This window comes from Ferruginibacter sp. (assembly GCF_014377975.1).
Lineage (GTDB): Bacteria > Bacteroidota > Bacteroidia > Chitinophagales > Chitinophagaceae > Ferruginibacter.
In genome coordinates this window covers 20,425-32,645 of the sequence record NZ_JACMOO010000323.1, presented here as the reverse complement: position 1 = coordinate 32,645, position 12,221 = coordinate 20,425, and the positions used below count along the sequence as shown (strand labels likewise).

At 36.6% G+C, this 12,221-nt stretch carries 9 protein-coding genes and 1 pseudogene; 1 reads left to right on the top strand and 9 read right to left on the bottom strand.

All coding sequences use genetic code 11. The features are described 5' to 3' along the window. Positions 1-233: 233 nt before the first annotated feature. The 3 genes from H7254_RS16200 to H7254_RS16190 all read right to left on the bottom strand — a co-directional run bounded on the left by H7254_RS16200 (position 234) and on the right by H7254_RS16190 (position 1,693). Complete coding sequence (locus H7254_RS16200; RefSeq protein WP_301933956.1) at positions 234-584, bottom strand: LytTR family DNA-binding domain-containing protein; 351 nt, start codon at positions 582-584, stop codon at positions 234-236. Positions 585-1,021: 437 nt separating this feature from the next. Further along, the gene (locus H7254_RS16195) at positions 1,022-1,528 is read right to left on the bottom strand and encodes a sensor histidine kinase (RefSeq protein ID WP_301933955.1); all 507 of its coding nucleotides are present in this window, start codon (positions 1,526-1,528) and stop codon (positions 1,022-1,024) included. 18 nt (positions 1,529-1,546) lie between these two features. After that, on the bottom strand, positions 1,547-1,693 hold the full coding sequence (locus H7254_RS16190; RefSeq protein WP_301933954.1) for a hypothetical protein: 147 nt from the start codon (positions 1,691-1,693) through the stop codon (positions 1,547-1,549). A 533-nt stretch (positions 1,694-2,226) separates the two neighbouring features. On the opposite strand from H7254_RS16190, the pseudogene H7254_RS16185 reads away from it, so the two are divergent. Next, positions 2,227-4,641: pseudogene (locus H7254_RS16185) on the top strand (outer membrane beta-barrel protein). 187 nt (positions 4,642-4,828) lie between these two features. Here H7254_RS16185 and H7254_RS16180 read toward each other — a convergent pair. From H7254_RS16180 to H7254_RS16155, 6 genes are all read right to left on the bottom strand, one after another. Beyond that, positions 4,829-5,767: a DMT family transporter gene (locus H7254_RS16180; protein WP_301933953.1), complete on the bottom strand. Its 939-nt coding sequence runs from the start codon at positions 5,765-5,767 to the stop codon at positions 4,829-4,831. Between the two features lie 26 nt (positions 5,768-5,793). After that, complete coding sequence (gene purH, locus H7254_RS16175) at positions 5,794-7,404, bottom strand: bifunctional phosphoribosylaminoimidazolecarboxamide formyltransferase/IMP cyclohydrolase (RefSeq protein ID WP_301933952.1); 1,611 nt, start codon at positions 7,402-7,404, stop codon at positions 5,794-5,796. 166 nt (positions 7,405-7,570) lie between these two features. Next, positions 7,571-8,518 (bottom strand): OmpA family protein, encoded by a 948-nt coding sequence (locus H7254_RS16170; RefSeq protein ID WP_301933951.1) that lies wholly within the window; start codon positions 8,516-8,518, stop codon positions 7,571-7,573. 100 nt (positions 8,519-8,618) lie between these two features. Beyond that, complete coding sequence (locus H7254_RS16165; RefSeq protein ID WP_301933950.1) at positions 8,619-10,724, bottom strand: ComEC/Rec2 family competence protein; 2,106 nt, start codon at positions 10,722-10,724, stop codon at positions 8,619-8,621. A 180-nt stretch (positions 10,725-10,904) separates the two neighbouring features. Then, positions 10,905-11,501 (bottom strand): Uma2 family endonuclease, encoded by a 597-nt coding sequence (locus H7254_RS16160; protein WP_301933949.1) that lies wholly within the window; start codon positions 11,499-11,501, stop codon positions 10,905-10,907. Positions 11,502-11,690: 189 nt separating this feature from the next. Further along, complete coding sequence (locus H7254_RS16155) at positions 11,691-12,209, bottom strand: hypothetical protein (protein WP_301933948.1); 519 nt, start codon at positions 12,207-12,209, stop codon at positions 11,691-11,693. Positions 12,210-12,221: the final 12 nt, after the last annotated feature.

The following is a 12,221-nucleotide window of genomic DNA, read 5'->3' as shown; positions in this document are numbered from 1 at the left end:
GGCCCCGGCTTTTCTGTAAATGGTTTACGCAAAATACCTTTCCGTTCCATAGGCATCAACTTTACCTGGAAGTTTGGAAAGCTGGAATTTAAAAAGGACAACAGGAACAAGGAGAGTGAAGGGGCTGCGCCGTTGGATTAATAAACCAGCAAAACAAATTTGCCGGTTATTAATAAATTGCTGTAATTAAAAAAAGGGTGATCGTTTTGCGAAAAGATAATTATAAGCCTTCATCAATTATAGTAAGGCTTATTTATTTTGGTAAAAAATGCATCCTTATAAGTATCACCCACGGGTATTATCTTGGTGCCTATAAAAATCCGGTTTCTTTCAACGCTGTCAATTTTTTCAAGCGAAACAATATAGCTTTTGTGCACCCGTATAAAACGGGTGGTAGGTAAATTTTCCTCCATAGTTTTAAAGTTTTGCAGGATAATTAATTTTTCTGTTTTTTTATTGATAGCGATGTAATCTTTTAATCCTTCTATAAATAAAATTTCCTCAAAATTTACCTTTACCATTTTACCATCTGTTTTTACAAATAAATAATTCTTAGTTTCACTGGTATTGGATATTACAGTCATTTCTTTAACGGTAGCAGGGCTTTGTAAAACCTGCCTTGCTTTTTCAACTGCTTTGCAAAACCGGCCGAAGGTGATTGGTTTTACCAGGTAGTCAATTACATTATGTTCATACCCCTCTAATGCATATTCGGTGTAGGCAGTGGTTAATATTACCGGTATTTTATTCTGAATAATTTTTCCTTATTTGCATACCAGTAAGGTCGGGCATCAGTATATCCATAAAGGCCAGTTGAACCGTATTGCTTTGCAGATATTCCAATGCAGCCAACGATTCACTAGTTTCAAAAAAACCAGGTTTAAAAAGTGAATTTTTTTGATGTAATTGGTAAGCAACGACAAAGCCCAGGGCTCATCATCTACCGCAATGCAAATAATTTTATTGGTATTCATTTACAATTGAATGTTAAGGTTAGTGGTAAAGATATTATTGCGGTTTTTTATTTCAAGTATGTGCTTTCCGGGATACAATAAAGCCAGCCGCTTTGTACATTTAGTAAACCTATGCCATTGCTTTCATCCTTATGACCCTTACTGATATAGTTACTTGTAGTAAAAAGAAGGGTTTTATTTTCAATTGTAAGGTTTATTCTAAAAGGATACTCCTCTTTATTGGTAATACCATGTTTAAAACCATTTTCAACAAATGGAATTAATAAAAGCGGTGCAATCTGCACGTTGTCAATATTGCCTGTAACATTAAACTGTACACTGTTGGCGATATTGATTCTTACCATCTGCAGTTCAATAAAATTTTGTAGATAGGCTACTTCTTTAGCCAACAAAATTTGTTGAACATCACTCTCCGTCATTACATACCGCATTATGTTGCTGAGCTTTTCAATAGCTGGCAATGCCTTTGCCGATTTCTGATATACCATGGCATATATATTATTCATGGTATTAAAAATAAAATGAGGGTTTACCTGGTTGCGTAAAAAAGACAATTCGGCTTGTTGCTTTTGTTATACCAGCACAGCCTTATCCTTTTCGCTTTGTATGTAATGTGTAACGGTCCAGAAAACAGTACTCATCATTATCAACCCGGCACATTCAAAAAAATTATCTACGGTATATGCCAGCAGCGTAGTACCCGCATTGTAATTTCGCATACCCCACCATTAAAAAAGCCAAACTTCTTCTATAGTATGTCTGGCAATAATAAACGCAGCGAGTAATAATAACCAGGATGCAACTAATTTTATGTAGGCATTCTTTTTAAAAAAGCAGGCATTATAAAAAGATAGTTGACATAAAAACTGCCAATAAAAGGATGTATGCTGAAATAGCAAAGGGGTTAGTAAGCCGTTGTAATGAAAACACATATTTCGGTTTAAATAATTGCCGCCTAACTTCATCCCACCCAAATACATAAAAAAAGTAAAAGGCATGTAGTGCTATAATGTGTTTTTTTTTCATTGCTGCTTATCCCTAATTTATTTCGATCCATAAATCTAGCCGCAATTAAGCTGACAGGCCTGAAAATTATATCAACCGTTGTAAAATACATACCAACTCCTTTACAATACCGGCCAACGGGTAGGTTTATAAAATAGTGGTTAGTAGTATAAAACTACCTGTTGGTAGAATAATAAAAAAAACCTACGCAGTTGCCTCCAATTTCGAGTTACTAAAACAACGCAACATGAAAAGCCTTAAGTTAATAATTATATTAATAGTTTTATTTCAAACAGCGTTTACCCAAATTGAAGTAGAAGGTAAAATATTAACCAGTGAACAAAAATCTATTGGTTATGCTACCATTGCGCTGCTGGATAGCAGTAAAAAAATCATTGCCAATACTGTATCTGACGAGCAAGGGATCTTTATATTTAAAGATTTGCAAAAAGGAAAACTTACCCTGCAAATTAGTATGACTGGTTTTGAACAACACCGACAACCGTTGGTATTAACAAACAGTATTGAACCTCTGGCAACAGGCAATATAGTACTGCAAAAAGCTATTGGAAATTTGCAAAACGTAACCGTGGCTATTAAGAAAAAATTTATTGAAGAAAGAGCAGACAGAACCATCTTAAATGTTGAGCAGCACATTATGGCAAGTGGCAGCAGTGTATTTGAAATGATAAAAAAGGGGCCTGCGATTAGCAGCGATAAAGATGATAACTTAAAATTAAAAGGGACCGTCGCTCAAATTTATATTGATGGCAAACCGGCTAATTTAAGCGGACAATCCCTAACCGATTACCTTAAAAATTTACCTGCTGATATGGTGACTAAAATAGAAATCATCGCCAGCCCCAATAGTAGTTTTGAAGCGCAAAGCAGTGCAGGCATCATCAATATCAAATTAAAAAAAAGTGATCAGCAAGGCCTGAATGGTACGGTAAATATTGGTATGGCCAAAGCACGTTACGGTAAAGTAAATGGCGGATTGAATTTAAATTTTCGCCAGGGCAAATGGAATGTATTTACCAATATAAATAGCGGTATTTACAATACCTTTAATGAACTTACACTTAATAATATTGCCACAACAAATACCGGTGTTATTTATCAAAGCAGGAGAAATTACTGGAATCCAACCGCTAATGCCGGTACTATTAAAGCAGGTGTAGATTACAGCCTGGATAAAAATACTACACTGGGCTTTTTTACCAACCAAAATCTCTCCTCATCCAAAGAACCGGTAACGAACACCACAACTTTTAGCGATAATAACAAACAACCTTACGCCTTTGTAAATACTATTAAAACCGATGACAAATACAGCAATAATGCCACTTATAATATTAACCTGAAAACATTGCTGGACAGCCTTGGAAGCGAATTGAATATTGATGCAGACCTTGCAACCTTCAATGCGAATGGTACAGATATAAATACAAATTATTTTGTAAATACAGTAAGGCAAAAACTACGGGCTGATTATATTTTTAGAAATCGTGTGCCTGCTAAAGTAATGATCTACAGCGCTAAAATTGATTACGTAAAACAAGTGAATGAGAAAGCAAAAATTGCTTTTGGCGTAAAAATAAGCCGGGTAAATATGGATAATAATTTAATAGCAGATTCACTGCAATTAAGCACTGGCAACTGGCTGGTGGATGATACCCGAAACAATCAGTTTATCTATACAGAAAACTTACAGGCTGCTTACAGCAATGTAAATTTCAGGTATAAAAAATGGGAATTTCAGATAGGGCTGAGGGCTGAGCGAACAAGCTATATTGCTAATTCTGTTACCAACAATACCGTTGATAAAAAGCAATACGTCAGTTTATTTCCCAGTGTATTTGCCACTTTTAAAATAAACGATAGTCACCAGTTTAATGTCAATTTTACCAGGTGAATCAGCAGACCGGGATACAGCAGTCTTAATCCATTTTTAAGCTATATTGATCCCTTTACTATTTTTGCCGGTAACCCTTATTTACAACCCGCTTTTAATTATAATTTTGAAATAAAACACAGTTATAAAGATTGGTTGTTCAGTAATATCAGTTACCGTTACCAAACTAATATGAGGGATAATGTAGTAACCCAAAACGATAATAAAACCATCACCACTACCATTGATAGAAACATAGGAAAATCGCATTATCTAAACGGGGATATTACCATAGTAATCCCCCTCACAAAATGGTGGAGTGCAGAAAATAATGCCGGCATCAATTATGAAAAAGATATCAGTACTTATCCCGGCTACGAATATGCAACCGGCAATATTAACGGCTACTTCAGCTGTGACAATACTTTTATTTTGTCAAAAGAGTATAAAGTTCAGGTTGGGTTTTATTACTCTACCCCAGCTATAAGTAGCTTTACTAAACTCTTAAACAGCTATGGCGGTAACATTGGAATACAAAAACAATTATGGCAAAAAAAGGCTACCATTAAATTAAGTGTTACCAACATTGGCATAAATGCTTACAGGGCTTATTTAAAAAATGACAATTTAAACCTGTACTGGAAAAATGTATCGGAAGGCCCAAGAGTAGGAATAAACATCAGCTATCGTTTTGGTAAATCTACTATCAAAGCAAGTCGCCAGCGCAAAACGGCGGGTGCAGAAGAAAGCGGCAGGGCGGGATTTTAAATACATTCTATTCGGTATGAGTTTTAAGTTTTCAACGACACAAAAATATTTAAAATGAAAATAATTAATGATATGTGTAGCATTTATTAAGCCTGGCATATTTGCTGGTTATGAAAGAATGCTATATTTTTTTAGACAACATTTTAAATTAAAAACAGCCGACAAAAAATGAATGATAAAAAGTTCTCTATTTGTTTGTTGCAACATTTCTTTTAAAACTATCATTCACCAAGTACACGCCAGCGATGGTTACCGCTCCACCGATAGCTACATAAATATTTAATCTTTCATTAAAAATTAAAGCCCCTAAAAGAACAGCCACCACTGGATTGCTATAAGCGTATATGGATGCCCGTGAGGTGGGTAAATGCTGTAAAACATACACATAGGCAATAAAACTTAATACAGAGCCAAACACCACTAGGTAACTTACAGCGAGCCAGCCGTTCATAGGAATATCGTGGAGGTTGATCATATCTCCGGTGGTGTAAGTAATACTAAATAAAGCAACAGAAGAAATAACCATTTGCAGCCCCATACTAAAATAAGGATTAAAGCCACTGCTGTGTTTTTTGGTATATAAACTTCCCAAGGCCCATGAAATACTGGCCACAAAAGACAGTAAAATACCAAAACGAAAATCAGCATTTAAAAAATCTTTCAGGTGATCGTAAAAAATAATGCAGATGCCGCCAAAGCCAAGCAGCATGCCGGCCAGCGCTTTTCCGGGGAGGCGGTTTCCTTCAAACAAAGTGAAAATAACTATCCATAAAGGCATAATAGCGGCTATTATGGCTCCTAAACCGCTCGAAATATATTTTACACCCCAGGTGGTTAGGGTATTGCTAAGCATAAAATTTAAGGCACTCAATATTAAAATAGTTACCCACTGTTTACCTTTTGGCCAGGGATGTTTGGTATATAAAAAATACAAAAGGTAAATACTTCCACCCAATATCTGGCGAATAGCGCACATTTGAATAGCGGGTATATATTTAACGCCTTCTTTAGAAGCGATCCAGGTGGTACCCCAAAAAAAACATACCCATATCAATGCCAGCATGGGTTTACCACCAGGCCGGTTAAAGGGTGTTTTGGCTATGATATTATTGGCTAATATTTTCATTGTTTACCCAAGCCGAGCTTCAGGACTTAATGTTTAAAATGGCGCAACCCGGTAATAACCATGGCGAGGTTATTTTGTTTGCAGTATTCAATAGAATCTTTGTCCCGTATAGATCCCCCAGGCTGTATAAAGGAATGGATGCCTGCTGCATGTGCAATTTTTACGCAATCATCAAAAGGAAAAAATGCATCGCTCGCCAATGCGGCACCTGTTAAATCAAAATTAAATTGTGTTGCTTTTTCTATTGACTGACGTAAAGAATCTATCCTGGAAGTTTGTCCGCAACCTTTTCCAATGAGCTGTTTGTTTTTTACCAATGCAATGGAGTTACTTTTTAAATGTTTGGCTACCAGGTTGGCAAATGAAAGGTCTTCTTTTTCCGCTGCGGTAGTTTCCCTGCCGCCAACTTCTTTCCATTCTGTATAATTGCCCATGTCATTTTGCTGGGTAAGTGTTCCGTTTAAAACTGATTTAAACTGATGCGTAGCCGTTAGCCCGGTTTTTTGTAACAGCAGTATGCGGTTCTTTTTTGTTTGTAAAATTTCCAGGGCGTCTGCATTAAAGGAAGGTGCAATCAAAACCTCGAAAAATATTTCGTTGATGGCTTCGGCGGTTGCTTTATCAATGGCTGCATTGCAAACCAATACGCCACCGAATGCACTTTCCGGATCACCTGCCAATGCCGCATCCCAGGCTTCTTTTACAGTTGGCCTTGATGCAATACCACATGGATTGGTATGTTTGATGATGGCAAAGACAACTTCCCTCAAATCCTCTTCCACAGAGGCAACTTTTAGACTGTTCAAATTTGAATGATTTTCAAATTCGCTTATTAATTGTGCCGCTGCATCCACATCTACCAGGTTATTGTAGGATAATTCTTTACCGTGAAGTTTGTCAAATATTTCTTCCTGATTGCCGTAGAAAATACCCTGCTGGTGTGGATTTTCGCCATACCGCAATACCGTTTTTGTTTTGTCGAAGGGATTGGCAAAAGCAGTTTGATTAAAATAGTTTGATATGGCTAAATCGTAACCGGTGCAAACATCAAAGGCTTTTATGGCAAAGGCACGGCGTTGTGCTAATGTAGTTTCTCCTTTTTGATCTTTTAAAATTTGTTCCAGTAGGGCATAATCTTTTTTTGCAGCAATCACCACTACATCTGCATGATTTTTTGCTGCACCTCTTATCATCGACGGACCGCCAATATCAATTTTTTCAATAATTAGTTTTTCTTTTTCTTCATCTCCGGCTTGAAAGCCGGAGCTAGCCACTTGAAAGCCGGAGCTATTCACCATTGCAACGGTTTCTTCAAAAGGATACAAATCTACAATTACAAGATCCAGTTCAGGAATATTGTATTGCTTCATTTCCTGTACATGGGTGGCATCATTTCTTTTACCCAAAATACCACCAAATACAGATGGGTGCAGTGTTTTAACACGGCCACCCAAAATAGATGGATAACTGGTTAGCGATTCTACCGGAACGCAGGGAACATTCAGGGCTTCAATAAATTGCTGTGTACCACCAGTAGAATAAACGGTAATGCCGAGCTGGTGTAACTCCTTAATTATATTTTCTAATCCATCTTTATAAAAAACAGAAATAAGTGCTGATTGAATTTTTTTGTTCATTTTTTCGGTTAAGGTGGTCTTCGGGGAAGCTTTACGTACCCGGTTTTTTTTGTAATGCGTCAAAATTAAGATTTTTGACCGTAGCAAATATCCTCCCGGTAATTATATTACAACCAAATTGTAAACAAGACAGGAAGTAGAAAATATTTAAAAGACTGTCAAAAAATCAATGCCGGATCAAAAATATTTCCGCCCTGCAATTGCGGTTTATTTCCGCCGGGTTTCTTCCGGGATTTAATGGCTTTTTTTTACCCAGTCCTTTTACAGACTCAATTCGTTCTTTGGCGATGCCGCGACTCAATAGATATCGTTTTGCAATATCTGCCCGTTGAGCAGCAAGCAACAAACAGAATGTATTAATACCTTCTGTTTTATAGGCATAACCGGCAATGGATATTGAAATAGATGGATCTTTTGATAATATGTTCTTCACACTATCCAACACGGAATATGATACGGAAAACAATGAGTATTGCTGATTTATAAAAGGTACTACAATGGCATTTCTATCTGGACATCCATGAGTTTCTATTTCTCCGTATTCATCCGGGCATTCATCGGCTTCGTCTGCAATACCATCCTCATCCCGGTCGTGAATAGCAAGTGGCGGTGGTGGTAAAAGGTAATTAAGCATTATTTCGGCCCTGCAGTTGTACCGGAGTATTTCTGCATTTGTTTTACGGCGTATTGATCTTACATTACCCCAGCCTTTTACAAAACTTAGCTTGCAACTGTCTACGCCTCTTGCAAATAAATAGTCTTTTATCACCAACGCCCTGTTAAGCGATAAGTAATAACAAATGGTATCGCTGCCTTCATCAACATGGGCATATCCGTTTATGGAAAAAAATACCGAATCATTTTTTAGCAGGATATTAACCACGCTATCAATGGCTTTAAAAGTAAATGGCTGAAATAGTGCAGACTGTTTATATTCGAATGGTGCTACCACCGTATCTGTTCTGTACCAGGGTATGCTATCGGTAATATAAAATGGTTTTAAATTTAATGCGGAAGTAGTACGGCAGTCTAAATATGAATCTGATTTTAACGTTTCTGCCGATGCTGAATGGTAATAAATTGTACAACAAAACGCCGTTAGTAAAACACACACAATGCGCAGTTGTAAGCTATGATGATATAAAAATAGATGCTGTTTAATCAATTCGGATTAAAATAAAATATGGGAAAATAAGTGCTGTAAAATCACCAACTTACATGCCAATATCGCATATATACGCTCCTTCAGCCGGTATGGAATAATAATTTAAATGTAAGGCTTTACAATCTTTTTGCCACTGTTCAATTTTCCACAAACTGTTGGAGGCATCAAATATATATTGATCGCAGTTAAAAACGTTGGCAATCTGTGCTATTGAAAGTTTAGGGTTTTTTGAGATAATAATCAAGTCTACCGCAATTTTTTGCTGAACGGGTTCAAAATCAATTTGCTTGTCAATCACCAATATTTTTTTATTTGCAAACTGATAAAATTGCTGTTGTTGAAAAACAGTGTGCATCAAATCGCTGCGCACATTTAATTGCAACGCAATGCGGGCGGGTTTTAAATGAAAGTTTTGCAATACGCCATCCTGTAGTAAAATACTATCTCCCAAAAAATGATAATTGTTGCCGGTAATAAAATCAATGGCCTGGTGTTGCGGTACATTGTACACAATGATCTTCTGCTGTTTTTTTATTTGCCAGTTTGCATAAGCCTGTAGCAATACAAATGCAAATAAACAAATTATTGCCAGCCTAAAAGCGCTTTTATTTTTGTTAATTAGCCACATACCAATGCCAGTTACAACCGCATACAACAACCAGGTAGTAGCAACAGTTGAAGGAATGTTATCCCATACTGCAAAAGAAACCTGGCTTACCCTTAATACTATAATGTTCATCAACAATACCATCCAGCCAACAATTTTACCAATGTAAATGCCCATAAAAGAAATCCACGAAAATGCTACCAGGCCTATCTCTGCAAATAATATGATACCCGATAATGGAACTGCTACAATATTGGTTATAAGAAACAGATTCGGAAACTGGTGGAAATAATAAATGCACACCGGAAATGTAAGCACCTGCGCAGCAAGTGAAATGGCCATCAGTTTCCATATTTCGTTGAGCAGTTTATTTTTTATATAGAACCAGTTGTAAATAGATTTTTGAAAAACAATAATTCCTACAACAGCCAGGTAAGATAACTGAAACCCAACATCCCATAAAAAATACGGATTGTAACATAACATTACAAAAGCTGAACCTGCCAGAGAATTGTAAATGGAAGACTGTTTTGAAACATTTTTACCCACTGCAATAAAAGTGAACATCACGGCAGAACGCAATACAGATGCTGCCGCACCGGTGAGCAGAGCAAACAACCACAGGCAAACTAAAATTAATACCAACTGTGTAATTTTTGATTTATTGATGAATGGAATTTTAGCAAATACCCACACCAGTAATCCATAAATTAATGCCAGGTGCATACCCGAAATAGCAATAATGTGTACCACTCCTGTATTGCTGTACGCCTGCACCAGGTCTTTATCCAGGTCGTTGGTATAGCCTATCAGCAAGGCTTCTGCAATCCCTAATTCATCTTTGCCTTGCGGTATATTTTTTTGTAAAACAGTTAAAATAGCTGCCCTTGATGTAAAGAGAAATTGCCGGAACCAGTTTATATTTTTGCCAGTAAGCAATACCCAGTCTTTGGGTTGCAAATAAACATTGTGAAACGTGGATTGAAAAGCTGCATATTGCTGGTAGTTAAAAGCGCCGGGATTTCCGGAATTTTTGATGCGCTGTAAATTTTTATTCAGCAGTATTTTATCGCCATATTTTAACGCCGGCTGAAGCGAATCTTTTGCAAAGTACAGCAATACCTTTCCTTCACTTTTAATTACCTGCTCTCCGTGAACGACCGCTTCAACATAGCCATCTGCTTTATATGATTTCAATTTTTCAATCAATGGTTCATTTATCCTAACCAATAGATAATCGTTATCCTGGTAGTACTGACCAAACCAGCTATTGCTATGCTGTACATCTTTTTGCCAGGTTACAAGCAGACCAACACTTACAATCAGTAAATTTAAAATAATGGCCTGTAGTGACTGTAATTTAAATTGTATTGCGATGGGAAATAATAAGAATAATGAGTAAGCAGTACTAAAGCATACTGCACCAAGTATGCCGGTAACAACAGGAATTTTTACATACCATTGCAGCAGTATCCCAATTACCAAAGGCAATAGCAGCCGGATGAACGGAGCTTTTTTCCAAATTGGAATATCTAAGGGTTTTGACATGTCTTAACGGAGCTGTCTAAAAACTATTTGTGGAATTTTTTATAATTTAAGACGTGGACGCTGAAGAAACCGGCCACTTCTGTAACCGAAGTTGATGTTTTCACCAACCGCATGATGCCAAGCTAAAAATCTATTTTAGACAGCTTCTAAGATACTCGCAATAAATATAAAATGAAAGCACTACTGGAGTATCTGCAGATCCAGTTCGAAGCCTGGTAATACATTTTCGCCGGAAAGTTTGTTGGTAAAGCCTTGTATAATTTCAACACTATTATCGGCCCTGTAAATAGATACCATCTTATTTTCAGGATTTATAAGCCATGCCAAACTTGCACCATTTTCTATCCATTGCAGCATCTTATTTTTTAACTGTTTTAAATTATCAGATTTACTTTTTAATTCTACAATAAAATCAGGGCAAACGGGTGCAAATTTTGTTTTTTCTTCTTCGGTAAGCAAGCTCATTTTTGCATTACTTATCCAGGCTGTATCTGGAGAAAAAACAGCGCCATCAGGAAGTGTAAATCCGGTAGAAGAATCAAATACTTTACCTGCTTTGGATTTTTTATTCCAGATATATAATTCACCATTAATGTCAGCACTATATGATCCGGTATAAAATCCTGTAGGTGCCATGACGTAGATTTGTTTATTATGATCCCGCTCAAGCTTTAAGTCTGGATTTTGCTGACAAAAATTAAAAAATTCTTCATCAGACATATCATCATGAAGAAAGCCCTTTATATCTGCAACAAAATTTTCAATCTGAAATTTCATACCCAAATGTAAAAAAAATAAACTACTTACTCTAATGCATACCCGCTTTTTCGTATAACTGCTTTAAAGATGGGATCAGGCACTCTTTTACAAATTGTATTTTTTACTATCCGGTATTCTATGATAGATATATAATTGGTGAGGATTTATTAACTGGGAAAAAAGGCAACGAACAGGGCAGTAAATGATTTACCTGTTCCGGAAATATTCGCTGAATGCTGCCATCTCTTTATTTTCAATTTCAATATATTTTTCAAAAATTTTATCGCCCACTTGTTTTTGCAGTGCAGATATACCTACATCAATTAACCGCAGTCCGGTATGGGTAAGTAAGACGTTGTCAAAAGCCAACCCGCCAATATTTGAAGGTCGTCTTAAATCCCGGTGAACAAATCCTGCCTCGTGCAATTGTTTTAATTCATCTTCAAATATATCCAGCCATAATTGCCGTATCTCTGTTTCATACGCTCTAAAATCAATAGGATGTATTCGCTCCATTACCAGCATTTCTGCCTGCAATATTTCGTTATAATCTAACCGTACAAATTTTACAACCAGGTTATTTACGGTATTTGAAAATTGCATTTTTTCCGCCTCGCTTCCAATTTCAGAACGGGTATCACCAATAAATAATTTGGCAACTTCTGCATCGCTTATAACAATCACCGTGTTGTTTGAGCCGGATGAAAGTTTACGGGGATATTTCATTTTATTTGGTTG

What these genes read in the sequence shown, in the direction of transcription:
- H7254_RS16200 (WP_301933956.1), bottom strand. Translation starts at nt 584, where the DNA reads ATGACTGTAATATCCAATACCAGTGAAACTAAGAATTATTTATTTGTA.
- H7254_RS16190 (WP_301933954.1), bottom strand. Translation starts at nt 1,693, where the DNA reads ATGCGAAATTACAATGCGGGTACTACGCTGCTGGCATATACCGTAGAT.
- H7254_RS16180 (WP_301933953.1), bottom strand. Translation starts at nt 5,767, where the DNA reads ATGAAAATATTAGCCAATAATATCATAGCCAAAACACCCTTTAACCGG.
- purH (WP_301933952.1), bottom strand. Translation starts at nt 7,404, where the DNA reads ATGAACAAAAAAATTCAATCAGCACTTATTTCTGTTTTTTATAAAGAT.
- H7254_RS16165 (WP_301933950.1), bottom strand. Translation starts at nt 10,724, where the DNA reads ATGTCAAAACCCTTAGATATTCCAATTTGGAAAAAAGCTCCGTTCATC.
- H7254_RS16160 (WP_301933949.1), bottom strand. Translation starts at nt 11,501, where the DNA reads ATGAAATTTCAGATTGAAAATTTTGTTGCAGATATAAAGGGCTTTCTT.
- H7254_RS16155 (WP_301933948.1), bottom strand. Translation starts at nt 12,209, where the DNA reads ATGAAATATCCCCGTAAACTTTCATCCGGCTCAAACAACACGGTGATT.